Raw genomic sequence first — 24,488 nt, forward strand, 5'->3', positions numbered from 1 at the left:
CGCTCTTCGAGCTACGGCGGACAAGTCGCTTTGCCCACCCTACGAGAGCTTCATTCGCTACGAAGATTCTCTCATCGTCATTGCGAGCGAAGCGAAGCAATCCAGAAATCCCTCCAAGGAAACAGTCTGGATTGCTTCGTCGCAAGGGCTCCTCGCAATGACGATGAGAGAGGTCGCCACACCAAATAAAAACGCCGCCCGGGATTGGGCGGCGTTTCATTCCAAAAAGGCGTAGAGGTTCGTTGGTGTTACTCTACACCAGATCCCAAATATCTCAAGACCTGTAGCCGGGATTGACGCGGTCGAGCTTGCGCAGCAAGGGCGGCCACACGAGGTTGTTCGCGCGCAGCTCGGCGCGGTCGCGGTTCGACAACAGCTCGGTGTTCTTCTCGATCGCGATCTCCTCGACCGGATAGACCGGCGTGCCCAGTGCGCGCGTGCGCACCTGCATCGAGCAGGCGCGTTCGAGGTGGTACATGCGCTCGAAAGCGGAAGCGACCGAGCGGCCGACCGTCAGCGTGCCGTGATTGCGCAGGAGCATGTGGTTGTGGTCGCCGAGATCCTTCTGCAGCCGCGGCCGCTCCTCGTGGTCGAGCGCGATGCCTTCATAGTCGTGATAGGCGAGGTCGTGGGTGACGAGCTGGGCGGTCTGGTTCAGCGGCAGCAGCCCTTCCGCGCTGCTCGACACCGCGGTGCCGTCGAGGGTGTGGAGATGCAGCACGCAGATGGCGTCTTCGCGCACCTCGTGGATTGCCGAATGGATGGTGAAGCCGGCGGGGTTGATGCTGTACTCGCTCTCGGAGAGCTGGTTGCCGTGCAGGTCGACCTTGACGAGGCTGGAGGCCGTGATTTCCTCGAACATCAGCCCGTAGGGATTGATGAGGAAGTGATGGTCGGGGCCGGGCACGCGCGCGGAGATGTGGGTGTCGACCAGATCGTCCCAGCCGTACAGCGCGACCAGGCGATAGCAGGCGGCGAGATTGACCCGTTGCTGCCACTCCGCCTCCGTCATGTTGGAGGGCACTTCCCTCACGCGGGCTTCTGCTGGCGACATGGCTGATCTCTCCGAACGTCGTTGTTGCGGGAAGCGAGCGTAGTCGCGGGTGAGGCTGGCGGCAAGGCGCAAGGAGCGTGGCTGTCGCGCGTAGCCCGCATGGAGCGAAGCGGAATGCGGGGCAGCTCGCACGACGCCACAGGTCCCCGGATTACGCTTCGGTCCATCCCATCTACGGAAACGGAGAATAATCCTACGGCGCCGGGATCGAAAGCAGGCTGGAAATGCCGCGGCCGCGGATGTCGTAGACGCGGGCGAACACCACGTCGTCGCGTTTGATCTCGACCATGACCGGCGCCGTGAGGCCCTTGCAGTAGAACTCGCCGAGCGTCATGGCGAAATCGGCGGCATTGGAATCCCAGCCGATGGTGAAGTCCGGCCCGAGCGCGACCTGGGCCGGGCGCTGCGGTCCGCACACCGCGACCTTCCATTTGCGGTTGCTCGGTGGCACTTCCTGGCGCTCGACGAGCTGCTCGCGCAATCCGTCGGAGGCCTGCTTCAAGGCGAGACCCCAATAGTCCAGCATGAAGCGGTCGTCGGCGCCGCGCACCGTGCCCGCGATGTGGTTGAAGTGCGTGTACTGGTAGGGGTGCAGCCGGATCATCTCGGCGAGCGACAGCGCGAGGCCGAAGCAGAAGGTGGCGAGCACGACCGGCTGCCAGGTGCGGTGGTTGGCGCGCAGGCGCTCCATGGTCCAGGCGAAGGCGACGCCGCCGAGCACCGCCATCGGAGGGATCACGAAGACGAAATGGCGGATGCCGTTGTAGAGCGCCGGGCGCTTCACCATCGCGATCGCGAGCGGCAGCGTCGCAGCCAGCGTCAGCATCAGGAGGATGGTCTTGCGGCGCGCCGGAACCTCGCGCCGCGGCAGCATGGCGAAGGTGCTGACGATGGCACCGCCCATCAGCACCAGCATCACCTCGGGCAGCTGCAGCGCGAACAGCGTCGGCAGATACGACCAGGGCATGTCGGGCACCGACACGATCGCGCCGTCGAACATCTCCTTCCATGGCTTCTCGAAGAAATGCGAGAAGTAGGTCAGCGCCTCGAAGGGATTGCCGGGCTCCATGATCGACCACGGCCAGATCAGGCCCATCACGAGGTAGCCGAGCACGAGGCCGGGCAGCAGCACATAGACGACATGGGCGAAGCGGCGAACCGACTCGCGCAGACCTTCGCTGCGCAATTCCTCCAGCAGCAGCGGCATGAACCCGACCGTGGCGTAGACCAAAGCGAGCCCGCCGAGAACGCGGCAGCCGAGCGAGAGGCCGGCCCCCAGGCCGACGATCAGGATCGTGCGCGGCGACGGCTGCGGATATTCCTCGGCGAGCCGCACGAGGCCGAGCATCAGGATGATCATGGCGACCGCGAAGGGCGCATCCTTCGGGTTCATGAACATGTGGCCGTAGAAGATCGGGCAGAGCGCGAGCAGGAGCAGCGCGGCGAGGCCTGCGAGCGGTCCGCCGATGCGGCGGCCGAGCCGCCACGTCACGGCAAGCCCGATCACGCCGACGATGGCACCGACCAGGCGGCGCGTCTCGAACAGCTCGAGCGGAATGACCTTGTGCAGCAGGGCCGCGACCATGTCGAAGCCGCCGCCATACATGTAGAGATTGGCGAAGGAGAGCGCCGCGGTATCCTTGAAGCCGGAACCGAACATGCGCAGCAGCAGGTCGGCGTATTCGGCGTGGGTGTAGTCGTCCCAGCCGAGCCCGTAATCGCGGAAGGTCAAGCCTGCAATGACGGCGACCGCGGCCAGCACCAGCATGGCGAGATCGTCGCAAGTCCGCTCGACCGAGCGCCGTGAAGGCGTGTCGATCGCCGAAGTCGTGATGGATGTCATGGCTATCGGTGCCCCGGAATCCCCTCTTGGCCCTGCTGGTGCGCGCGGGCCTCAACCCCGGACTCCCTATAGCGCAGTTCCATTACCAAGTAATTGGGCATTATGGCTAAATTCCTGATGCGACGCAGCAATTCCGGTTGGCACCAATTCCGATGACTTGAGAGCAGCTCTAGCAGTAGCGAGCCGCAGCTGAAGGGAATGTGAATAAGTCCCTGATTTCCTTCCCTTTAGGAACACCGCCCAGAATTGGCCGTTGGCGTGGAACAGCGTATGACGGTATCGTGGCGTAGCGGTTCTCGCGTGCAGATGCGCGGCCGGGGGTGAGTTCGATGAATTTGGCATTGCTGATCGTGGGGATTTGCGCCGTCCTGGCGGGTCTCCTCGCGATCATTTTCGGCATGACGATCAGGGAATTCAGTCTCGGTGGGACTCTCATAATCTCCGGCACCATTGGCGTCTGCTCCGGAATGTTACTGGTCGGCCTGCGTCTGGTGCTGCTCGAGCTCAAGGGCCTCGCGCGCCGGCTGGCCGGTGCGGTCGCGCCATCCGAGGTTCGGGTCAGGCCCGTGCTGCCGGGTCTCGCCGCGCCTGGCGCAGTCGCGCCCGAGCCGGTGCCCGCTGCGGCGGTGAGAGCCGAGCCGGCGCCGCCGCCACCGCCCGCAAGTCCGCCGCCGTGGCAGAGCGAAGCTGCTGCGCGCGAGCGTCCGCGGGCCGAGGCACCGCAGCAGGAACCGGAAGCACCGACGCCACCTGCCGCTCCGGAAGCGCCGCGCCGGCGCAACCTGCTGTTCGCCTCGACCTCGCGCAAGGAACGCGAGCGCGCCGAGGCGAAATCCGGTGAGGCTGCGCCGCCGCCTGTGGAGCCCAGTGAGGCCCCGAACCTTCCGCCAGCGAGCTTTGACGTGGCCTGGCCGAAGCCGGACCGTACGCGCCCGCCAGAACCGCCGGCCGCCCCGCGCCGTCCGTCGCCGCCGCCGCGCTCGCCGTCGACCTTCGCGGAGACCGCTCCGGCGCCGGCGCCCGAGCCGCCGCCGCCCGTGGAGTCCGCACCACCCGTGACGGTGCTCAAGTCCGGCATCGTCGATGGCATGGCCTATTCGCTCTATTCCGATGGTTCCATCGAGGCGCAGATGCCGGAGGGCATGATGCGCTTTGCCTCGATCGACGAGCTCCGCGCCCATCTCGACCAGCGCGGTTGAGGCGGCCGGCATTCAAGTAGAGCGGCGCCCTTCACCAGTAATCAGCCGATCGCCCTCAGTCGTCGTGTTTCAGCCGAATGTATTCTTGACAGGGAATACTTCGGTGTCGTCAATCCCGTGACCACGAGCGGGAGAAGGGGGGCGCATGTCGGATGCGGGGGCGAAGAATTTCATCGAGCTGACCGCGAGCATCGTGTCGGCCTATCTCAGCAACAATCCGACGCCGGCGGCCGAGATTCCGAACCTGATCAATCAGGTGCACGGCGCCTTGGTGCGGGTCTCGTCAGGCCGCACCGAAACCGCGCCGCTGGAGCCGGCCAAGCCGGCCGTGTCGCTGAAGAAGTCGATCGCGCCCGATTATCTCGTGTGCCTCGAAGACGGCAAGCGCTTCAAGTCGCTGAAGCGCCATCTGCGCACGCAGTACAACATGACGCCGGAGCAATACCGCGAGAAGTGGGGCTTGCCGGCCGACTATCCCATGGTGGCCCCGAACTATGCGGTGGCGCGCTCGCAGCTCGCCAAGCAGATGGGCCTCGGGCAGCAGCAGCGGAAGCGGAAGTAGTCGGGGGATTGTAGGGTGGGCAAAGCGAAGCGTGCCCACCAGCTCCAGCGCAATCGAAGAAAAATGGTGGGCACGGCGCAAGGACGCCCTTGCCCGCCCTACGACGCTGGAAGCTTGTCACGAAACTTCCGCGAGCGCTTCTCTCGCGTCGGTCTTGATGCGCTCGACCATCGAGCGCAGGCCGTTGGAGCGCTGCGGCGTCAGATGGTCGCGAAAGCCGAACTCGTTGAACACGGCGATCGCGTCGGTATCGAGGATCTCCCGCGGCGTGCGGCCCGAATACAGCGCGAGCACGATCGCGACCAGCCCGCGCACGATGTGGGCGTCGCTGTCGCCGCGATATCTCAGGACCGGCTCGCCATTGCCGCGGTCGACCAACTTCTGCAGCCAGACCTGGCTGACGCAGCCCTGCACCTTGTTCTCGGCCGAGTGTTCCGCCTCCGGCATCGGTTCCAGAGTGCGGCCGAGCTCGATGACGTACCGGTAGCGGTCGTCCCACTCGTCCAGAAGCTCGAAATTGTCCCTGATGTCGTCGATCGTCGTCATATCGGCCCACAGTTCCTGTTAAGGCCAATATAGAGACGCGAAGCCCTGAAATCGATAGGGTTTGGACGCTAATTCGCCGGCCCTGGTCCGCGCCATTCCAGCGCAAGATCATCCTGCGTCAGGGTATCGCGCGGCGCCTCGTTCGCGGCAAGATCGCCTTCGCCGGCCAGCGCGATCGAGCCGGTATGGTCGGGCGCCTTCTTGTTCTCGTTCTTGCTGCCGTCGTTCTTGTCGTTGGTGATCTGCTCTTTCTTGTCGTTGATGATCTGATAGAGCTTCTTCGCGCCGTCCTGGGCGCGCTGGCCGATGATGGTCGCGGCCTGGCCGCCGACCTCGCAGGCCGCCGGCTGGCGCTTGCAGAACTGGGTCATGTCGGAAACGGCCGCGGTCGCGGCCTGCACCGCATCGGCGGCGCCGATCTGCGGCAGCTTGTCCGATTCGGGCGTCTTGTCCCGCGGCAGGAGCACCAGCACCAGCCCGAGCCAGAATGTGATGCGGAGCAGAAAGCGCATCTTATCGACCTGTCCGTTAGAGTCCGCCCGCGGCGATCTCCCGCGGATGTCGGACCTAGCAACCCTCGATAAATCGCAAGTGATTGCCTTGAGCTTAATTCGCGGAAAACAGACGCAAAAAACTTTGCAGAGCCCGGTCTCGTAAATTTTCCATTGATGCCGCGGCCCGTGACCTTCCGGAGAAGGTCTATCCACCATTTCGAAACCATGCGGAGGACCGTGAAACCCTGTGTTCACCATCCGCAGCGAAGACGTCGCCAAATCGTCTAAAAAGCTCCGCGATAACGCGGTGTCCGGCCGCGCGCTGTGCCGCCTTAGCACTCGTTTAAGGTCGCTCTGACACGGTGGCGCAACGACAAGGAGGCGTTCCGGCGCGTCTTCTCAAGACGATTGAGCCGAAGCGCGAGACCCGTGACAGTTTTGAGTATCATCCGCGATTGTCTCGATGCACTGCTGCATCCCTCCGCGCGCTACGATGCGCTGACGCGCGCGCGCCATCGCGCCTTCATGGCACCGCGGCTGCTCGGCAGCCTCGCCGCCTTTGCCGCATTCCCGGTCTATCTCGCCATGCGCGGCGCGCCGAGCGCGATCGAGGTCGCGGCCTTCGCCTGGCTGATCGCGCCGATCATGTTGTCCTGGTTCCTGTCACGCACCGGCCGCTACGAGGGTGCGCATGTGCTGTCGTCGCTGGCGCTCGCCGGCCTGATCATGGCCGTCGCGGTCACGACGGGCGGCATCGAATCCTTCGCCGCGGTCTGGCTGGTCGTAGTTCCGCTCGAAGCTGCGCTGTCGGCTTCGCGCCGCGTCGCGGCTTTCGCCTCGCTGCTCGCGCTGTCCTGCGCCGGAATGCTGATCCTGGTCACCCAGCTCGGCTGGCTGCCCGTGGCGGAGCCGAGCGCGGCCGAGCGCGGCGTGCTGATGGCGTTCGGCGTTGCCTCGGCTACTCTCTATGCCGCGGGCCTCGCCTTCGGCGCGGAATCGCTTGCGCGCACCAGCGTCGCGCTGCTGTCGCGCGAGGAGGAGCGCTATCGCCTGCTCGCGCGCAACATGAGCGACGTCATCTCACGGCATCAGCGCAACGGCGCGGTGCAGTTCATCTCGCCGGCCGCCGAGACCATGCTCGGCATGCAGGTGGCGCAACTGCTCGGCCACGGCCTGTTCGACCGCGTCCATGTCGCCGATCGGCCGGCTTATCTCACCGCGTTGTCGGATGCGGCGCGCGGCGAGGTGCGCAGCGTCGAGTTCCGGTTGCGGCGCGAGCCCGTCTCCGAGCGCGGTCAGGTCGATTTCATCTGGGTCGAGATGCGCTGCCGTCCGCTCGACCAGGACAGGGCGCGTGACGTCACGTGCGAAGCCGAAGTCGTCGCCGTGATGCGCGACGTCACCGACCGCAAGCTTTTCGAGCAGGCACTGGACCAGGCGCGCAGCGCCGCCGAGGCGGCCGATGCCGCCAAGACGCGCTTCCTCGCCACCATGAGCCACGAGCTGCGCACGCCGCTCAACGCCATCATCGGCTTCTCCGAGATGATCGCGCAGGAGCAGAGCCTGATGCTGGGTGCGGCCCAGCGCAAGGAATACGCCCAGCTGATCAACGATTCCGGCCAGCACCTGCTGTCGGTCGTCAACGGCATCCTGGACATGTCGAAGATGGAATCGGGCACTTTCGAGATCGCGTCCGAGCCGTTCGCGCCGCGCGCCTCGCTGCTCCATTGCTGCAATCTGCTGGCGCTGAAGGCGCGGGAGAACGGCATCGACCTGATCACCGACGCGCCGCAGGACCTGCCCGTCATGACCGGCGACCCCAGGGCTTTCAAGCAGATCGTGCTCAACCTCGTCGCCAACGCCATCAAGTTCACCGAGCGCGGCGGTCAGGTCTGCGTCTCTGCCGCGGTGTCCGGCTCGCAGCTGACGCTGCGCATCAGCGACACCGGCGTCGGCATCGCGCCCGACGATCTCAAGCGCATCGGCGCGCCGTTCTTCCAGACCGGCACGACCTATCAGCGCCGTCACGAGGGCACCGGCCTTGGACTTTCGATCGTGAAGAGCCTCGTGGCGTTGCATCTCGGCGAATTGACGGTACAAAGCAGGTTGGGCGAGGGCACGGCGGTCACCGTCAAGCTGCCGCTCGTCTACACGCCGCCGCAAGTCAAGCCGGCCGAGCGCAAGATCGCGACGCTGACGCCGGCGCTGCGCCAGGATATTCAAGACCAAGCTCACGACCAGTCCCAGGAACAATCTCAGGACCAACCCGCTCTGGTGAAGAAAAGTGCCTAAGAAGTCTGCCAAGGACGAAGCCGCTCCGCGCCGCCGTGGCGCCAAGGCCGCGGTCATCGATGTCGAGACCGAGCGCAACCTCGTGATGCGCGTGCTGCTGCACAGCCCCAAGGATACGCTGGCCGGTCTCGTCGCCGTCGCCGCGATCGCCGCGATCGTCGCCAATGCGCTGTTCCTCCAGACCGGCCGGCACCCCGCGCCGATGTTCGGCACGGTGATCAATCTTCCCGCGCCGTCCTCCGTGCCGCTGTCGAACCCGTTGCCGCGTCCGCGCCCCGTCGGCGCCGATACCTCGCCGCTCGAGCCGCGCGCGACCGAGTTCCGCGTCGAGCCCAAGCCTGCTGAGCCCAAGCCTGCTGAGCGTGCCGCCGAGAAGGCGACCGAAAGGCCGGTCGAGGCGACCGCCTCGACGCGCTCCAACGATCCGATGACCAATCTGGTCAAGGCGACGACCTCGACGCCGCCCGCGGCCGTGCGTCCGCCGGCGCCGATCCCGGCGCAAAGCCCGGCCGCGCGGCGCATTGCCGGCGTGCAGCGCGCGCTGTCCGAATATGGCTACGGCAATTTGAAGATCACGGGCAGCATGAGCAGCGAGACCCAGTCCGCGATCCAGAAATTCGAGCGCGAGCACAAGATGCAGGTCACCGGTCAGGTCTCCGACCGCCTGCTGCGCGAGCTCGCCGCTGCGATCGGCCACCCCGTCGAATAAGCGCCAGGCCGGCGCAGAGGCACAATCCCAAGCGCCCCCTCGGTGCCTCCGCGCGGCGGGATGTCGCTACAATTGACTTCAGATTATTTTGTAGTTACAAAATAATCTTGTGAAGATCGTTTGGGACGAGCCAAAGCGCCGAGCCAATCTCGACAAGCACGGGATGGATTTCGCAGATCTCAACGAGACCTTCTTCGACAATGCTTTGGTTTTGGCCACCCATGGCAGTCGCTGGCGCGCGATCGGCATCAACATTCGTGGCGTGATCTCGGTGATCTTCGCGACCCGTGGAGCTGAGGGCGTCAGCATCGTCAGCATGCGTCCTGCCAGCAGGAAGGAAAGGAGGCTCTATGAAGAAAACCGTCGCTAAGAAGGGCTACACCGCACGGGACATGCGTGCTGTGAGCGACAATCCGGAATGGACCAAGGGCGACTTTGCCAGGGCCAAGACTTTCGATGAGGTTTTCCCGGGCATGCGGAAGGGACGCGGTCCCAATAGAGCCCCGACGAAACAACAGGTGACCTTGCGCCTGAGTCCGGCCGTGCTCGATCACTTCAAGGCGGAAGGTCCGGGTTGGCAGAGCAGGATCGACGAAGAGCTGGTCAAGGTGGTGAAGCGCAAGCGCACCTCTGCCGCAGGTTAGCTCATGCGTTTGAAATCCAACATTTGGGTCGCGGCCTATTTGCGCCGCTGCCAGACCGAGGGCGTGTTCGGCGCCGTGCGGCGACGTGGTGCCGAGGAGGCGGGCGCGGTGTTCGTCAAGGTGTCGCTGCTCGACGGCAATGCGATGCTGTATGCGCCGGCGCCGCAGACCGTCTATGACGACGGCCGGCCCATCGATCGCTTCTTCGTGCCGGTCGCGCCGCAGCCGCTGCCGGAGCACACGATCGAGGAGCGGCTGACCAAGGAAATCCGGTTCGATCCGGACGCCTGGATCGTCGAGACCGAGGATCGCGCCGGGCGGCATTTTCTGGAATTGGCGAAGGCTTAGCGCCAACCGTCATTGCGAGCCACCGGGTCCGCGCAAAGCGCGGCCCGATGACAGGCTCCGCGAAGCAATCCAGAATCTTTCCGCGAAAAGAGTCTGGATTGCTTCGTCGCAAGTGCTCCTCGCAATGACGAGTCTGGGCACGTCGGCGCCCAACACTCAGCATCAGCGCTACCGCGAGCCGATCAGTGATCCGACGATCCGCCGGTGCCGATGCGCACCGCTGGGCTGGACCCGGGCTGCACGCCCGGACGCGTCTGGCTCGCGCCTGCGCGGGCGCGCTGCCGTTCGCCGTCATGCAGCGCCGATTGGTACTTCGCGCGGGTGACGGCGAGCGTCGAGCCGCGCCAGGCCGCCAGCATCACCAGCGCCGATCGCTCGGCGAGGCGGTCGTAGAGCCGCGACAACCGGTACACCGTGTTCACGGACGTTCCGATCTCCGGCTTGAAGAACAACAGGATGCGCTGGAACACGGGGCTCGGCATGTCGAGCGCGCGCGCGGCGATCGCAAGCGCCTCGCCGCCGGCATCGTCGACGATCTGGGCTGCGACGCGCGAGGGCAGGATCAGGCTGTCGCCGAGCTCGAAGGTGAAGTTTTCGACATCGCCCGCGATCGCCGCCATCTCCAGGATCTGGATCGCGCGCTTGGCGCGCACGGTCGGAATCCGGGGGGCGGCCTTCAGCGGGGTCTGCGCCAGATTGTGCAGGATCAGCGCGCGCTCGGAGGCGCCGGCGCGAAAGAACATGTCGTGGATCTCGGCCGCCTCTTTCGGCTGCATCGCCATGTTGGCGGCCATGCGCTGCTCGGCCTCGGTCAGCACGCGTGCCGATGCGGGCGTGCGCGGCGGAGCGGGGATCTCCCGGGCCAATGGAACCCTGCGGCCTTCGTGGGTCGCGACCAGGCCGAGCTTCTGCAGGATCGGGACGGGCGTCTGCGGATAGACCGCGAGCCGCGCCTTGACGGCCGCGCGCGTCGCATCGTCGACCTGGTCGATCAGCCGCGTGGCGAGCTCGACGAACTGCCGCTGCTCGTCGTCGCTGTGGGTGCTCGTCTGGACGTAAAGGTCGGTCAGCACGCGCAGCAGCGTCGGACGGACATCGACACCTTCGCGACGGGACAGGGTCATCAGCCCGTCGAATCCGGGAAACAGCGACTTGGTCATGGAGGCGTACGCAACTCGGGAAAGAGACTTGGGGGCGAGCCTAGCGCAGGTTCTTTTAAAGCCTCGTTAAGGAAAACGAGGCGTGAAGCCGGCCCTGCAAATTCAGCAATTGTCGTGCCGCAACGGGACGGCGCGGTCCGTGCGGTTACGGTCGAAGGGGCGCGTTTACACCCCGTTAACCATGAACTGATCTTAATGAAATGCATGTTGCAGGGGCGCGTTCGGTCGCGCGGCAATCGAAGAGAGCTGACATGGGGACCATCATCGAATTTCCGGCCGGTCGCCGGGTGGGCTCGTCGGGGGATGTCGCTCCGCGCGCGGACATGGGAACGGTCGTGATCCTTCCCGTGATCCGTATCGAGCGTGAGGCGGACGAAACCAGTGGCGATCGCGGGCCGGAGCAGGGCACAGCGCCGGGGCGCCGTCGTCGCCGTCGCTGACATCCGGCTTCATGCAATGCCGGGCTCCATCCGCCAGATCCGGCCTGTCCTATCGGCCGTCCTGCTCACGCTGCTGGGCGCCTCGCTCGCGGCGTGCAGCGGCGGCGACTTCGGCCGCACCCGCGAGAGCATGCGCAGCGACGACATGCATCGCTGGCTCGGTGCGGAGGTCACCTCCAGCGTCGGCCTGAAGCCCTCGCAATTCCAGCTCACCGACGAAGAGCGCCAGCTTCGCGATCTCGCCTATCCCATGATCGAGCCGCCGCTGTCGCGCCCGGCATGGAAGAGCGTGTTCGGCGACTACAAGGCGCTGCCCTCGCCGTGGCGGCAGAAGATCGTGTTCGACCGCACCATGTACGGACGCACGCTGATCGACGAGCCGCACCGCTCGCATTCCTCGCGCTATGCGCAGCTGATCGAGGACGTGCGCAACGACATCACCCGCTTCGAGCCGTTCTTCGCCAGCGCGATCCGCGTCATCGATCTCGACAGGAAGCGCGATGCCAGCATGGCGCGCGTCTCCGCGCTCTCGCCGAGGGAGAGGGACGATGCGGTCGCGCGCATGCAGGAGAACTCGCTGATCGTGCAATGGGTGCAGCAGTGCCTGGAGCAGCGCGTCTCGTCCTACCGCTGGGCGCTCGAACGCCTGGTGATCCAGGCCCCCGACGGCATGGCCGCCGATGCCGACCGCCTGATCGGCGAGCTCGCCGCCCAGACCGCCAACCCGCCGGTCGCAGGCCAGCCGCCTTACGGCCGCGCCGTGATTTCGAAGGGCTGAGCGCGGGTCCTCACGCCTGCCAGTTCCGCCGGGACGGTGCTGCCGCACGCGCGCCCGCCGCGGGCCTCGCGGTTCAGCATAATGGGCGAATCGCCCCGATTGGCGCTTGTTCTCCCCGGCCATAGCGATAGGATTGCGCTGTTACACCAAGTCATTTTGCACGAAGGTCTTTTGCGATGAGCAGCAATTCCGGGATGCGGCTTGAGGTCCGTCGAAATTCCACGCTTGCGCGAAAACTGCCAATTCTTGCCATTCTCTTCGGATCAGCCGGCCCGGCCGCCGCGCTGACCCAGGAGGCCGCGCTCGAGAACTGCCGGATGACGGTCGGCAAGCCGATCGTGCAAGCCTGCATGCAGGCCCAAGGCGGCCGCAAGGCCGGTGCCGATATCGAGGGATGCCGCGCCAAGGCCAAGCCGCAGGTCAAGGCCTGCGTGATGGCGGCTCTCAACGCCGCCAATGGCCGGGCCAATGTCGCCGTCGAGCTGCCGAAGGAAGCGGCGCCGAAGCTGGAGCCCGGCACCGCACTGCCGAAAGGCTTCATCGCGCCGCCCCGCACCATCGCCGACATCACGGCGATCCTCGATAGCGAGAAGCCGAACGAGAAGCTGATCGTGGAGCTGAAAGCGGACGCCGATTCCACGCCAAAGGGCAAGGAATCGCGCGAAGATCTCGCGCAGTTCTATTTCGATCGAGCCAATGCGCGTGCGCAGCTTGGTCGGCTTGCTGAATCCATTGCGGATGCCAGCAAGGCCGTCGAGGTCGGCCGCGGCGCCGTCGAGCCTCGGCTGATGGGCCGCATGCAGCAGCTCCTCTCGCTGCAATACGCCGCAGCCGGCGACCCAAAGCGGTCGATGGATGTGATTCAGAAGTTGTTGCGTGAGACCGCCACCCAGCCGGGCGCAAAAGGATACCAATTGAGCGCCAACCGGTCCGTTGTCGGCAACCTCATCCAGATGGGCGATGTCGCCCAGGCGGAAGCCTATCTGCGTCGCACACAGGCCGCAATCCAGGAGGCGCGCACCAGCGGTCTTCCGGGGTGGCGCACCTCCTATGCGCGCTTCGGGCAGAACTGGGAAGGGGAGCTCGAAGCGACAAAGGCGATGATCTTCGAAGCGCGCGGGCAGTTCGCGGAGGCCGAGGCTGCCTATCGCGTGGCCGAGCAGCGCAAGCGGGCCGGCATGAAGGGCGTGATGGAGTCGGACAATCCCCCGGCGGAAACCGTCTTCCTGCAGTCGATCGACAACCTGGTGCTCAGTCAGGCCCGCATGAAGGCGCGTCAAGGCCGGCTTGCCGAAGCCGAGGTCGACGCCCGTCGTGCTCTGCTGGCGCGACTGAAGGACACCGGCAAGTACAATCCGGTGACGCCGCGCTACGTCATGGGCCTCGCCGGCATTCTGGTCGAAGAGGGCCGCTACGAAGAAGCCGAGCAGCTCGGCCGCGTGGCCCTGGAGATCAACAAGACCGTCGGTGTTCCCGACGATTCTCAATCCACCGTGCAATGGCTGTCGCAACTGGCCGGCATCCTGGCGCTCCAGCGCAAGACGCCGGAAGCCAACGCGATGTACGCGGCGATCGACAAGGCGATTGCGAATTGGGAGCCGCAGCGCCGCCAGGTGTTCGAGCTCAATCCGTCGCGCATTCTCTCGCTCTACGCGTCCGGCCAGCTCGAGGCCGGCATCGCTGCAGCCGAGCAATTGGTGAAGAAGCAGGTCGGCCGCGTCGGCGAAAATCATTTCGATGCCGCCTCGGCGCGCGGCACGCTGGCGGTCGGTCTGATGCGGGCGCGGCGCGATGCCGAAGCGATCCGCGAGTTCAAGGCCGCCATCCCGATCATGATGGCGAGCGCGCGGGAAAATGCCGACGACGAGAACACTACTGTGGTCGCCGCACGCAGCCAGCGCCTGCAGAGCATCGTTGAAAGCTATTTCGTGCTGCTTGCACGTACCGAAGCCGCAAGCGGCGGGGTCGGCGAGGAGACCTTCAGTCTCGCGGACGCCATCCGCGGCCGCTCGGTTCAGCAGGCTCTGGCGGCATCGAGCGCGCGGGCGGCCGCCAAGGACCCTGCGCTGGCCGATCTCGTCCGCAAGGAGCAGGACCTCACCAAGCAGGTCAACGCGCAACTTGGAACGCTCAACAACGTGCTGGCGCTTCCGTCCACCGAGCGGGACGAGAAAGGCGTGCAGCAGATCCAGGCCTCGATCGCCGCCTTGCGCACCGAGCGCGACAAGGCGCGCCAGGAGATCAAGCAGAAGTTTCCGGTCTACGCCGATCTCGTCTCTCCCAAGCCGCCCAGCGTCGCCGAAATCCGCGCAACGCTCGCCGACGGGGAGGCGATGTTGTCGTTCTATTTCGGCCAGAGCGGCAGTTTCGTCTGGGCCGTGCCGAAATCGGGCCCGGTGGCGTTCGCCGCGGTCAACGCCAGGATCGGCGATATCGAGACCAAGATACGCAAGCTGCGCGAAGCGCTCGAGCCGCAGGCGGCGATGATCTCGGACATTCCGCCGTTCGATCTCAAGCTCGGCCACGAGCTCTACGAGCTGTTGCTGAAGCCGGTCGAGAGCGGATGGAAGCCGGCCAAGAACCTGATCGTCGTGACCAACGGCGCTCTCGGGCTTCTGCCGCTGTCCCTGTTGCCGACGGCACCGGCAGAGGTGGCCGCGGACGAGGACCCGCTCTTCGTCGGCTATCGCAACGTACCGTGGCTGGCGCGAAGCCATGCCGTGTCGACGGTGCCCTCGGCCGCGGCGCTGCGCACGCTGCGGCAATTGCCGCCGGGCAAGCCCGGTCGCGGCGACCTCGTGGCCTTCGGCGATCCCTATTTCAACCGCGAGCAGCAGGCCGAGGCGGAAGGCGGCGGAGAGAAGATTCAGGTCGCCGACGCCGGCGGCAACATCACGCGCGGCGGTCCGCTGAAGCGGCGCAACAGTCCCAAGCTCGAAGGCGTCGACAGCGCCGAGCTCGGTCTGTTGCCCCGTTTGCCCGACACCGCCGACGAGTTGAAATCGATCGCGCTGGCACTGCAGGCGGACCCCTCGAAGGTGTTGTTCCTCGGCAAGAGCGCGACCGAGAGCGCGGTGAAGACCATGAACCTGTCCGGCTTCAGGATCCTGGCCTTTGCCACCCATGGGCTCGTCCCGGGCGAGCTGAACGGGCTGACGCAGCCGGCACTCGCTCTGTCGTCGCCGACGGTGACGGGCGAGGGCGGTGACGGCCTCCTGACCATGGAGGAGATCCTCGGCCTCAAGCTGGATGCGGACTGGGTCGTCCTGTCGGCCTGCAATACCGGGGCCGGCGCCGGCGCCGGGGCAGAGGCCGCATCCGGGCTGGGGCGCGCCTTCTTCTACGCCGGAACGCGCGCACTGCTGGTGACGAACTGGTCGGTGCATTCGCAGTCGGCGCGGCAATTGGTGACTGACCTGTTCAAGCGGCAGGCCGACGATCCCAAGCTGTCACGCAGCGAGGCGCTGCGCCAGGCGGCAATGGCCCTCGTCGATGGTCCGGGTTATCTCAACAGCGAAGGCAAGACCGAGTTCGCCTATGCGCATCCGCTGTTTTGGGCGCCGTACACGATCATCGGCGATGGCGGCTTGCGGTGACGAGACGGGAAGGGGTGCAGAGGAAATGAAGCGGAATGTCTTGCTCGGAATTGCGGCTGCAGCCTTGCTGGTCTCGGCGCCGTCGCGTGCGACGCAGTTGATCACGGAGGAGGAAGCCAAGCTGCCGCCTCCCAAGGGAGCGGTTGAAGTCCAGCAGCGCGGCATCCTGCGTGGCCCGAAGGTCGAGTTCGTCTCGCCGGGTGACGCGGCGAGCTCGCCGCTGCGGCTGGTGTTGAAATTTCAGTCCTATGGCGGAGCAAAGGTCGACCCGGACTCGGTCAAGGTGATCTTCCTCCGCACGCCTAACGTCGACCTGACTCCCAGGGTGAAGCCCTTCGTGCAGGCTGATGGCATCAACATGCAGGATGCGGAGCTGCCGCCCGGCGAATACACGGTGCGCGTCGATATCAAGGACAGCGATGGCCGGCCAGGCACGGCCGTCTTCACTCTGAAGGTCGCGCCCAAGTGAGCTTTGCCCAAGTGACCTCTCAAGTGACCTGCCCTTACTGCCGGTCCGAAAGTGCCGAGGGTGCGCTGGTTTGTGCCTCGTGCGGGCGCGACATCGCCGTTCCTGCCACGCTGCTTGCCGAGCGCGACGATCTCTTGCGCAAGCGCGAGGATCTGCGCGATGAACTGAAACGGGCCAGAGACGAGATCGAAGCGATCATGAGACGAAGGAAGTCGCGCTAGCGATGGAGTGCCCGTTCTGCGCCGAGACGATCAAGGACGAAGCCATCGCGTGCAAGCATTGTTCGCGGGACTTGCGCGTCGTGCGGCCGACGCTTCTCGAGATCGACGAGATCGTTGCGGAGCTGGACAAGCTCAGGCGCGATCTCGATCGCGTCAACGTCCGTCTCGAGCGCTACAACAATCCGTTGCGCTATTACGGAACGCATGCGGTGCTCTACGTTGCGATTCCGTCCCTGCTGCTGGTGATCGCGCATGTGCTCGTGACCATCGCCTTCAACCTGTCGCCGATCCCGCTTCGGATCGCGTCGATCGCCGTGCCGCTCCTGTTCGGATTCGTCGCCTATCGGCTGCACCGGGTCTACATCCTCGCGGCATTCGTGCTCGCGTTTCTCACCGCGAGTGTCAGCATCCTGGCGATGCTGACGATCACCGGGATCCACGATCATGTCCCGATCCTTCCAACGGTATGGATCGAATGGCGGGAGGTGTTCGAATATGGCGCCAGTATCCTGCTCGCCTTCGTCTCGGGTAACATTCTCAGCGTCGTGATCTTCCAGATATTGCCGCGCGTGCTGACCCAGGGCGGCAAGCCGAACGCGTTCGCCTTCCGCATGGCGCGTCTGCTGGGGCAGCATGTCGGGGAGGAGCAGCTGCGCCGCCGCGCCCGCTTGATCCAGGACCTGATGCAGACCGTCGGGCCACTGGTCGGCGTTGCCGCGACCGCTGTCGGCTCGATCTATGCGGGCTTGAAGGGCTTGCTGGGATAGCTGACCTTCCGACGCGCGCTTGCAGGCCTATCGCGCTTCCACCACTTCGCCGTCTTCCTTCACGAAGCGGCCGAGCGGATTGTCCAGGAGATCGATCACGGCTTCCGACGGCCGGCACAAGCGCGTGCCCTTTGGCGTCACCACGATCGGACGATTGATGAGGATGGGATGGGCGAGCATGAGATCGAGCAGCTCGTCGTCGCTCCATTTGGGATCGTCTAGCCCGAGCTCCTTGTAGGGCGTTCCCTTCTCGCGCAGCAGCGCGCGGACCGGAATGCCCATGGTCGCGATCAGCTCCTTGAGCTCGTCGCGCGAGGGCGGCGTCTTGAGATATTCGACCACGACGGGCTCGGTGCCGCTCTGCCGGATCATCGCCAGCGTGTTGCGCGAGGTGCCGCAGGCGGGGTTGTGATAGATCGTGACGGTCATCGAATTGTCTCCGTGATTGCAACCGAGGCGGACGCGCGTGAGCGTCCGAGCAGCCAGTTCATCAGCAGCATGCCGGCGAACGCTCCGCACAACTCGGCAATGACGAAGCCGGGCAGGTCGGCGGGACGAATGCCTGAGAACGTGTTGGTCAGGGACCTCGCAATGGCCACGGCCGGATTGGCAAACGAGGTGGAGGCCGTGAACCAATAAGCCGCGGTGATGTAGAGGCCCACCAGCCAAGGCACGGCCGTCCGCTGAAACCGGATGCCGGCCAGGATCGTCGCAACCAGCCCGAACGCGGCCACCGCTTCGGCAAACCATTGCGGCCCTCCGGTTCGGACCTTCGTCGAGAGTTCGAGCAGCGGCAGCCCGAACATCAGATGCGCCGCCACCGTTCCCGCGATCCCGCCAGCGATCTGCGCGACAATATAGAACGCAGCCTCGTGTCCCGGCAGCTCGCGCTGGCCGGTGAAGACGAGCGTCACCGCGGGATTGAAGTGTGCGCCGGAGATCGGGCCGAGCACCGTGATCAGGACGACCAGGATGGCGCCGGTCGGCAAGGTGTTGCAGAGCAGCGCCAGCGCGACGTCCTTGGTCAGTGTTTCCGCCATGATGCCGGAGCCGACCACGGTGGCGACGAGAATGCCTGTGCCGAGCGCTTCGGCCGCAAGGCGCCGTGAAAGATCGAAACTGTCCATCAGCCGGCCTTCGGTGCCAAATCGGTTGCACCTTCGGAGCGGCCGATTTCGCGCAGCTTGGTGCCGAGCGAAAGCTTGTCGATGCTCCTCAGCGGGAGGTTCGCGAATGTAGCGATGCGGTTTCTCAGATAACGAAACGCGGTGACGAATGCCGCCTGTTTATCCAGTTCTGAACCCTCTGCTGCGGCGGGATCCTCGATGCCCCAATGCGCCGTCATCGGCTGGCCCGGCCAGATCGGACAGGCCTCGCCCGCTGCGTTGTCGCAGACGGTGAAGACGAAATCCATCACCGGCGCATCCGGAGCGGCAAACTCCAGCCAGCTTTTCGAGCGCATTCCGTCGGCGGGATAGCCCATGTGTTCCAGCGTGCGCAACGCCAGCGGATGGACTGCGCCTTTCGGGGTGCTGCCGGCGGAGAAGGACTGAAAGCGGCCGCCGCCGTCCTTGCGCAGGATCGACTCAGCCAAGATCGATCGTGCCGAATTGCCGGTGCATAGGAACAAGACGTTAAACCTGTGATCAGACACGGCTTCGCTCCTTTCGTTTTGGCGAACAGCACGATTGCAAAGTCTCGACGACGGGGTCGCAAACTTCCGGCCGTCCGCCGCAGCAATCGCGCAGCAGGAAGAGCGCGACGTCGCGAAATTCACCGAAATTGGCGCGGTAGACGATCGAGCGGCTGTGCCGCTCGGAAGACACGAGGCGGGCGCGGCTGAGAACCGACAGATGCGCCGACAGCGTGTTTTGCGGGACCTCCAGCAGACGCGCGAGGTCGCCGGCTGCAAGACCTTCAGGTTCGTGCCTGACCAGCGTCCGGAACGCCTCCAGACGGGTCGGTTGAGACAGCGCGGCGAGCGCCAGGACGGCTTGTTCTTTTTCCATATATCCAGATTTATGGAATTATTGAGGCCGAGTCAATCTGGAAAACCTCCGGCGGCCACGACGTGAGTCGTAATTTCGAATATTCTAGAAATACCGTTTGACACTCGATGTGCAGGCGCGCATCATGGCGTTCATGAAGATCGACGACGCGGCAGCACGCCTGGAAGCCCTCGGAAATCGGACCCGCCTGCAGATTTACCGTGCGCTGGTTCGGGCCGGGCATGCGGGCATGCCGGTCGGCCGCCTGCAGGACAAGCTGAAGATTCCGGCCTCGACGCTGTCGCACCACATCAAGACCCTGGTCTCGGTCGGACTGGTCGGTCAGAGCAGGGAATCGACGACCCTGATCTGTCGCGCCAATTTCGACGCCATGCGGGGGCTGGTCGATTTTCTGGTCTCGGAGTGCTGTGCGGAAGAAGCGGGGTGTAGGGATACCCAGACCGCAGCCTGAATCATTTGGTCAGTTATTCCATAATTCTAGAAGGATGGAGCATACGAAATGGACAAGACGGTAGCGATCATCGGGGCGGGCCCGGTCGGCCTCGCAGCCGCCGCTCATGTGCTCGAACGCGGCATGTCCCCTGTGGTGCTCGAAGCTGGACCGGAGGCCGGGCATGCGGTGCGGCATTGGCAGCACGTCCAGCTCTTCTCGCCGTGGGAATACAATGTCGACAAGGCGGCGGCGCGCCTGCTTGCGCCGACTGGATGGAATTCGCCGGACCCGAGCTCCTATCCGACCGGCGGCGAACTGATCGATCACTATCTCGCGCCGCTGGCAACGCGAACGCCATTGCGCGAGACGATCCGGACCTCGAGCCGTGTCACGGCGATCAGCCGCGCCGGCTTCGACAAGGCGAAGACGAAGGGGCGGGGCCAAGCGCCGTTCGAAATCCGCTACCAGAACGGCAAAGGCGACGAGCTGCTGCGCGCCGATGCCGTCATCGACGTCTCCGGCACGTGGTTCTCGCCCAATCCCGCCGGCAGCAACGGCCTGCCGGCGTTCGGCGAACGCGAATGCGCCGGCCGCATCGTCTATGGCATGCCGGCTGTGAGCGGCGCCGCTCGCGGCAGATATGCGGGCAAGACCGTGGCGGTGCTCGGTGCCGGCCATTCCGCCCTGGGCACGCTGATCGATCTCGCGCAGCTCGCCGAGGAGGCGCCCGGCACCAGGCCCGTTTGGCTGTTGCGCGGCGACGATCCGGCAAAGGCTTTTGGCGGCGGCCGCAACGACAAGCTTGCCGCGCGCGGCGAGCTGGGGGCAACCTTTGCCGCGCTCGTGACCACCGGAAGGATTGCGGTCGAGACCGGCTTCGCTGTCACCGATATTTCGGAGTTCGAAGGCCGCCTCAGGATTTCGGCAGGCGCCGGCCCTGCTGCGCGGAGTGTGGTTGCCGATGAGCTGGTGGTGTCGACTGGCTTCCGGCCCGATCTCTCGTTCCTGTCCGAGCTGCGGCTGCGGCTCGATCCGGCGATCGAGGCGCCCCTCGCGCTCGCCCCGCTCATCGACCCCAACGAGCATAGTTGCGGAACCGTGCGGCCTCACGGCGCGCGCGAGCTGGCACATGATGAGCCGGGCTTCTATCTGGCTGGCATGAAGTCCTACGGCCGCGCGCCGACCTTCCTGATGATGACCGGCTACGAGCAGGTCCGCTCGATCGTTGCGGACATTGCCGGCGACCAGGAGGCTGCGGCACGGGTCGAGCTCGTGCTGCCGGAGACCGGCGTCTGCACACGCGGTGGCGTGGAGTCCACCGGCGCGGCAGGATGCTGCGGTGGTCCGCCCAAGGCCGAACCCTCGGCCTGCTGTGCCGCCGATGAATCCGCCAGGAAGGCGGGCGGTGTGGGGTGCGGTTGCTCATGAGCCGAGGCACTGCGGGCCCGCTCACCGTCGTCGTCGCGCTCGGCACCGCGCAGACCATCGCGTGGGCGTCGAGCTACTATCTTCCTGCGATCCTGGCCGCGCCGATTGCGGGCGATCTCGGTCTTGCGCCGACTTACGTGTTCGCAGCGCTGTCGGGCGCGCTCATCATCTCCGGCCTGCTTGGCCCGAGAGTTGGGCATGCCATCGATACGTTCGGTGGGCGCAGCATGCTTGCCGTCTCGAACCTCGTTTTCGCGGCGGGCTTGCTGCTGCTGTCCGCGGCCTATGGCGTAGCGGCGCTGATTACAGCCTGGATCCTGCTCGGGATCGGCATGGGCATGGGCCTCTATGAAGCCGCGTTCGCGACGCTTGCGCGCATTTACGGCGCCGATGCGCGACGAACGATCACCGGCATCACCCTGATCGCCGGTTTCGCCAGCACGCTCGGCTGGCCGCTCACGACCTGGCTCGCCACGGAGTACGGCTGGCGCGCGGCCTGCCAGCTCTGGGCGGTGATCCACATCGGCCTTGCCTTGCCGCTCAACCTTTCGCTGCCCCGCGCCGCTCCCTTGCATCAGGAGGCCGGACCGAGCACGGGCGCAAGCCGGCAATCCGGCCGGCAGAGCGAAACCTTCGTCATGATACTGCTGGCGTACATGTTTGCGGCCGCAAGTTTTGTCAGCTCCGGAGTCTCGGCCATTCTGCCCACCATGCTGATCGCGTTCGGCGCCACGCCAGCACAGGCGTTGTTGGCAGGAGCATTGGTCGGACCCGCGCAAGTCGGTGCCCGCCTTCTGGAAGCAGGATGGCTTGGCCGGTTTCATCCGCTGCTGTCGGCGAGGCTCGCCATGCTCATGAATCCCATCGGCGTGCTTGCGCTGGTCGCAGGCGGCCCTTGGCTCGCACCGGCCTTCGCGGTGCTGTATGGCGCCGGCAACGGCATCATCACCATTGCCCGTGGTACGCTGCCGTTGGCGCTGTTTGGGCCGGTCGGGTTCGGCAGGCGTGTCGGGATGATTTCGCTGCCTTCCAGGGCAACGGGCGCTTTCGCGCCCCTTGCGCTGGGACTGATGGTGGAGCATCTCGGCAGCAGCGCGCTCTGGATCAGCGCGCTGGCCTCGGTCTCTGCGTTCTTCGCGCTTCTGCTGCTTCGTGGGGATCAGACGGCATGAGTCCCTGTCCGACGGGAGGAGAACATTCGTAGCTTGCGCGGCCGGCCGCTGATTGCGGTGATGTGTATCGGCCAGCTCGGCAATCTGCTGCCGCACGTGACGTTGTCCGCAAATCTCGCCCAGCATCTGATGCCGGCGTGGGGGTTGTCCGCCGCCGAGGGCGGGATGATGGCGAGCGGCTACGCGTTTGGCTACATGCTGGCGGTGCCCGTGCTCACGACGCTGACCGATCGCATCGACGCACGGCTCGTGCTCCTCTGCGGCTCTGTCGTCAGCGCAGTAGCGACCGTCGCGTTTGGCATCTTCGCGCAAGGGTTCTGGTCGGGGACCATCATCTGGTCGCTCGCTGGCCTTGGTTTTGCCGGTGCCTACATGCCAGGGCTCAAGGCACTGACGGACCGGTTGCCCGCCGGCGACAGCTCGCGGGCGGTCACGCTCTACACGTCGAGCTTCTCGGTGGGCGTCGGCTTGTCGTTCCTGATCGCGCAAGTCCTCGCCGACGGCTGGGGATGGCGGACCGCGTTTTACGTGACCGGCATCGGCCCCATCGCGATGGTGGTCGCGTGTCTTTTGATCGAGAGCCGCAGTCCCGCTCCAAGAACAGGACGCCTTTTGAACTTCGCGCCCGTTTTCGCCAACCGCGAGGCGCTCGGCTACATCTTCGGCTACGGCGCGCATTGCTTCGAGCTCTACGGCATTCGCACATGGCTGGTCGGCTTCTGGACCTACGTCGTGGCGCATCAGGGCGCGCCCTCGTGGCTGAGCCCGGTCCTGATGAGCTTCTGTTTTGCAGTGATCTCCATGCCCGCCAGCATCCTCGGCAACGAGGCCGCACTGAAGTTCGGGCGACATCGGGCGATCACCGTGGTGATGATCGCTTCGGCCTGCGTTGCGCTCATCATCGGCCTGAATGCGACGGCGCCGGCATGGGTGCTGGCGCTGCTGCTGGTGATCTATGGCCTGACGGTGCCGGCGGATTCCGGTGCGTTGACGGCCGGCATGTCGGCTGCAGCTGTCTCGGAGCATCGCGGCGCGACTCTGGCCCTGCATTCGACCGTCGGGTTCGGCCTGTCGGCGATCGGAGCGTGGGGAACCGGGGTTGCCCTCGATGCCGCTGGCGGTCCGCAGAGTGCAGAGGGCTGGTTGCTGGCCTTCACCGTGCTCGCGACCGGGATCGCACTCGGCCCGCTCGCGTTGATATGGTCGCGGACGGCTCGGTCCGACGAGCTGGTATCGAGGTCGCAATAGGCGAGCAGGATGCGGGCGATCGGGCTGACAGGGATCCGAGCCTTGCTCACGAATGCTTGACCCGGATCAAAGAATGCTTTCGGCCGCAGACTATGTTACTCAGGCTGCATTGCGGTTCCAAAGGGTATCCAAAAGGTTAAAGCAGACGTCTGATGCGGATCGTTCGGACCATCCTGGCACTCGCCATCGCCATATCCCTGGCGATGCTGCCGGCTGGTGCGTCCGCTTCCAGCCTTACGATGTCGGCGGGTGATATGCAGGCGGCCATGCCGGTCGGCGGCGACGGCGACATGTCGATGGACGATTGTTGTCCCGACATGAAGGGAACGGGCTCCGACAGCAGCTACAAGTGCGGGATGGGCTTCTGCTGTGTCGGCGGTACCGTTGCACTTGCGGACATTCGTCCCCTGGCTTTCGAATTCCTTGCCGTCGCGGCAGCGGAAGCGGCTATTCCCGCCGATCAGGTCGTCGCCTCCCGCGGCGGCAGTCCTCCCTTCCGGCCTCCTCGAATCTGATCTCCGTAAAAGACGCGCGCGGGCACGCCCCGCGCGACGACGGCTGATGTGCGCGTTCCTGCGTCACGGTCGAGATCAATTCATGAGGACAGGACAATGCTTTCCAAATTCAGCACTGCGGCTGTTGCCGCCACCCTTTCGCTTGCCGCCTCGGCCGCGTTGGCGGGCGCCGGCGACTATGCTTTCGAGCCGATCAATCCCGAGATGAAGAAGGGCGACGACGTCACGCTCGCCGTTCGTTTGACCAACAAGCAGACCGGCAAGCCGGTGCCGGACGCCGTCATCTTCAAGACGCGCGTGGACATGGCGCCGGACGGCATGGCCGAGATGGAATCGGCGGTCGCACCGCTGCCGTCCAAGGAGCCGGGCGTCTACGCCTTTAGGACGGACCTGCCGATGGCCGGCCGCTATCAGGTCACGCTCTCGGCGAAGGTGCAGGGTGAGGCCGAGACGGTCACGGGCAAGGTCGTCGTCAAGGCGATCAAGTGAGCTTTCGGGCGCCGCCGGATGGCGCCCGAACTTCTCTTTCCCATTCACATGGACGCGCTCTGAGCGCGCGAA

Annotated in this window: 28 protein-coding genes; 19 read left to right on the forward strand and 9 right to left on the reverse strand. The window is 65.4% G+C overall.

Annotation, left to right across the window (positions count from 1 at the left end; genetic code table 11):
- Positions 1–274 precede the first annotated feature (274 nt).
- Together DCG74_RS17410 and DCG74_RS17415 are read right to left on the reverse strand one after the other, a co-directional pair.
- Positions 275–1,054 carry a class II aldolase/adducin family protein gene (locus tag DCG74_RS17410; RefSeq protein WP_172784179.1) on the reverse strand — a complete coding sequence of 260 codons (780 nt, stop codon included), beginning with the start codon at positions 1,052–1,054 and terminating at the stop codon, positions 275–277.
- A 193-nt stretch (positions 1,055–1,247) separates the two neighbouring features.
- Positions 1,248–2,897: a glycosyltransferase family 39 protein gene (locus DCG74_RS17415; protein WP_172784180.1), complete on the reverse strand. Its 1,650-nt coding sequence runs from the start codon at positions 2,895–2,897 to the stop codon at positions 1,248–1,250.
- Between the two features lie 329 nt (positions 2,898–3,226).
- On the opposite strand from DCG74_RS17415, the gene DCG74_RS17420 reads away from it, so the two are divergent.
- Both DCG74_RS17420 and DCG74_RS17425 read left to right on the forward strand, forming a co-directional pair.
- Complete coding sequence (locus tag DCG74_RS17420) at positions 3,227–4,096, forward strand: DUF308 domain-containing protein (RefSeq protein WP_172784181.1); 870 nt, start codon at positions 3,227–3,229, stop codon at positions 4,094–4,096.
- A 145-nt stretch (positions 4,097–4,241) separates the two neighbouring features.
- Positions 4,242–4,658 (forward strand): MucR family transcriptional regulator, encoded by a 417-nt coding sequence (locus DCG74_RS17425; RefSeq protein ID WP_172784182.1) that lies wholly within the window; start codon positions 4,242–4,244, stop codon positions 4,656–4,658.
- Between the two features lie 117 nt (positions 4,659–4,775).
- Here DCG74_RS17425 and DCG74_RS17430 read toward each other — a convergent pair whose 3' ends face one another.
- Together DCG74_RS17430 and DCG74_RS17435 are read right to left on the reverse strand one after the other, a co-directional pair.
- Complete coding sequence (locus DCG74_RS17430; protein ID WP_172784183.1) at positions 4,776–5,204, reverse strand: SufE family protein; 429 nt, start codon at positions 5,202–5,204, stop codon at positions 4,776–4,778.
- Positions 5,205–5,272: 68 nt separating this feature from the next.
- The gene (locus DCG74_RS17435; protein ID WP_172784184.1) at positions 5,273–5,716 is read right to left on the reverse strand and encodes a DUF5330 domain-containing protein; all 444 of its coding nucleotides are present in this window, start codon (positions 5,714–5,716) and stop codon (positions 5,273–5,275) included.
- 411 nt (positions 5,717–6,127) lie between these two features.
- Here DCG74_RS17435 and DCG74_RS17440 point away from each other — a divergent pair, with 411 nt between their 5' ends.
- The 5 genes from DCG74_RS17440 (at position 6,128) to DCG74_RS17460 (ending at position 9,691) form a co-directional block, all read left to right on the forward strand.
- Positions 6,128–7,990 (forward strand): PAS domain-containing sensor histidine kinase, encoded by a 1,863-nt coding sequence (locus tag DCG74_RS17440; RefSeq protein ID WP_172784185.1) that lies wholly within the window; start codon positions 6,128–6,130, stop codon positions 7,988–7,990.
- Positions 7,983–8,699: a peptidoglycan-binding domain-containing protein gene (locus tag DCG74_RS17445; protein ID WP_172784186.1), complete on the forward strand. Its 717-nt coding sequence runs from the start codon at positions 7,983–7,985 to the stop codon at positions 8,697–8,699. Before DCG74_RS17440 ends, DCG74_RS17445 begins: the two co-directional genes overlap by 8 nt.
- 109 nt (positions 8,700–8,808) lie before the next feature.
- The gene (locus DCG74_RS17450; protein ID WP_172784187.1) at positions 8,809–9,069 is read left to right on the forward strand and encodes a BrnT family toxin; all 261 of its coding nucleotides are present in this window, start codon (positions 8,809–8,811) and stop codon (positions 9,067–9,069) included.
- Positions 9,050–9,343 (forward strand): BrnA antitoxin family protein, encoded by a 294-nt coding sequence (locus tag DCG74_RS17455; protein ID WP_172784188.1) that lies wholly within the window; start codon positions 9,050–9,052, stop codon positions 9,341–9,343. Before DCG74_RS17450 ends, DCG74_RS17455 begins: the two co-directional genes overlap by 20 nt.
- A 3-nt stretch (positions 9,344–9,346) precedes the next feature.
- On the forward strand, positions 9,347–9,691 hold the full coding sequence (locus DCG74_RS17460; protein ID WP_172784189.1) for a DUF1491 family protein: 345 nt from the start codon (positions 9,347–9,349) through the stop codon (positions 9,689–9,691).
- Positions 9,692–9,873: 182 nt separating this feature from the next.
- On the opposite strand, the gene DCG74_RS17465 is transcribed toward DCG74_RS17460, so the two are convergent.
- On the reverse strand, positions 9,874–10,851 hold the full coding sequence (locus DCG74_RS17465) for a DUF2336 domain-containing protein (RefSeq protein WP_172784190.1): 978 nt from the start codon (positions 10,849–10,851) through the stop codon (positions 9,874–9,876).
- 251 nt (positions 10,852–11,102) lie between these two features.
- On the opposite strand from DCG74_RS17465, the gene DCG74_RS17470 reads away from it, so the two are divergent.
- The 6 genes from DCG74_RS17470 (at position 11,103) to DCG74_RS17495 (ending at position 17,122) form a co-directional block, all read left to right on the forward strand.
- Positions 11,103–11,291: a hypothetical protein gene (locus DCG74_RS17470; RefSeq protein ID WP_172784191.1), complete on the forward strand. Its 189-nt coding sequence runs from the start codon at positions 11,103–11,105 to the stop codon at positions 11,289–11,291.
- 16 nt (positions 11,292–11,307) lie between these two features.
- A complete protein-coding gene (locus DCG74_RS17475; RefSeq protein WP_172784192.1) occupies positions 11,308–12,069 on the forward strand; it encodes a hypothetical protein in 762 nt (253 codons plus the stop codon).
- A 176-nt stretch (positions 12,070–12,245) separates the two neighbouring features.
- Positions 12,246–15,665 (forward strand): CHAT domain-containing protein, encoded by a 3,420-nt coding sequence (locus DCG74_RS17480; RefSeq protein ID WP_306558279.1) that lies wholly within the window; start codon positions 12,246–12,248, stop codon positions 15,663–15,665.
- Between the two features lie 25 nt (positions 15,666–15,690).
- A complete protein-coding gene (locus DCG74_RS17485; RefSeq protein ID WP_172784193.1) occupies positions 15,691–16,134 on the forward strand; it encodes a hypothetical protein in 444 nt (147 codons plus the stop codon).
- 11 nt (positions 16,135–16,145) lie between these two features.
- On the forward strand, positions 16,146–16,355 hold the full coding sequence (locus DCG74_RS17490) for a hypothetical protein (protein WP_172784194.1): 210 nt from the start codon (positions 16,146–16,148) through the stop codon (positions 16,353–16,355).
- A gap of 2 nt (positions 16,356–16,357) precedes the next feature.
- On the forward strand, positions 16,358–17,122 hold the full coding sequence (locus DCG74_RS17495) for a hypothetical protein (protein WP_172784195.1): 765 nt from the start codon (positions 16,358–16,360) through the stop codon (positions 17,120–17,122).
- Positions 17,123–17,149: 27 nt separating this feature from the next.
- Here the strand turns inward: DCG74_RS17495 and arsC are convergent, their stop codons facing one another.
- From arsC to DCG74_RS17515, 4 genes are read right to left on the reverse strand one after another with little or no spacing between them, the layout of a single operon-like run.
- Complete coding sequence (gene arsC, locus DCG74_RS17500; protein WP_172784196.1) at positions 17,150–17,551, reverse strand: arsenate reductase (glutaredoxin); 402 nt, start codon at positions 17,549–17,551, stop codon at positions 17,150–17,152.
- Positions 17,548–18,249, reverse strand: coding sequence for an MIP/aquaporin family protein (locus DCG74_RS17505; RefSeq protein ID WP_172784197.1), 702 nt, complete (start codon positions 18,247–18,249; stop codon positions 17,548–17,550). The genes arsC and DCG74_RS17505 overlap by 4 nt, the downstream gene beginning before the upstream one ends.
- A complete protein-coding gene (locus DCG74_RS17510) occupies positions 18,249–18,776 on the reverse strand; it encodes an arsenate reductase ArsC (protein ID WP_172784198.1) in 528 nt (175 codons plus the stop codon). The genes DCG74_RS17505 and DCG74_RS17510 overlap by 1 nt, the downstream gene beginning before the upstream one ends.
- The gene (locus tag DCG74_RS17515) at positions 18,769–19,131 is read right to left on the reverse strand and encodes a helix-turn-helix transcriptional regulator (RefSeq protein WP_172784199.1); all 363 of its coding nucleotides are present in this window, start codon (positions 19,129–19,131) and stop codon (positions 18,769–18,771) included. The genes DCG74_RS17510 and DCG74_RS17515 overlap by 8 nt, the downstream gene beginning before the upstream one ends.
- 133 nt (positions 19,132–19,264) lie before the next feature.
- Between DCG74_RS17515 and DCG74_RS17520 the strand changes: the two genes are divergently transcribed.
- The 6 genes from DCG74_RS17520 (at position 19,265) to DCG74_RS17545 (ending at position 24,416) form a co-directional block, all read left to right on the forward strand.
- Positions 19,265–19,582 (forward strand): helix-turn-helix transcriptional regulator, encoded by a 318-nt coding sequence (locus tag DCG74_RS17520; protein WP_172784622.1) that lies wholly within the window; start codon positions 19,265–19,267, stop codon positions 19,580–19,582.
- Positions 19,583–19,630: 48 nt separating this feature from the next.
- A complete protein-coding gene (locus DCG74_RS17525; protein ID WP_172784200.1) occupies positions 19,631–20,992 on the forward strand; it encodes an NAD(P)-binding domain-containing protein in 1,362 nt (453 codons plus the stop codon).
- On the forward strand, positions 20,989–22,164 hold the full coding sequence (locus tag DCG74_RS17530) for an MFS transporter (RefSeq protein ID WP_172784201.1): 1,176 nt from the start codon (positions 20,989–20,991) through the stop codon (positions 22,162–22,164). Before DCG74_RS17525 ends, DCG74_RS17530 begins: the two co-directional genes overlap by 4 nt.
- Positions 22,165–22,224: 60 nt before the next feature.
- The gene (locus DCG74_RS17535; RefSeq protein ID WP_172784623.1) at positions 22,225–23,412 is read left to right on the forward strand and encodes an MFS transporter; all 1,188 of its coding nucleotides are present in this window, start codon (positions 22,225–22,227) and stop codon (positions 23,410–23,412) included.
- Between the two features lie 152 nt (positions 23,413–23,564).
- On the forward strand, positions 23,565–23,927 hold the full coding sequence (locus tag DCG74_RS17540; RefSeq protein WP_172784202.1) for a hypothetical protein: 363 nt from the start codon (positions 23,565–23,567) through the stop codon (positions 23,925–23,927).
- 96 nt (positions 23,928–24,023) lie between these two features.
- Positions 24,024–24,416 (forward strand): FixH family protein, encoded by a 393-nt coding sequence (locus DCG74_RS17545; protein WP_172784203.1) that lies wholly within the window; start codon positions 24,024–24,026, stop codon positions 24,414–24,416.
- Positions 24,417–24,488 lie beyond the last annotated feature (72 nt).

Source organism: Bradyrhizobium sp. WBAH42 (assembly GCF_024585265.1).
Lineage (GTDB): Bacteria > Pseudomonadota > Alphaproteobacteria > Rhizobiales > Xanthobacteraceae > Bradyrhizobium.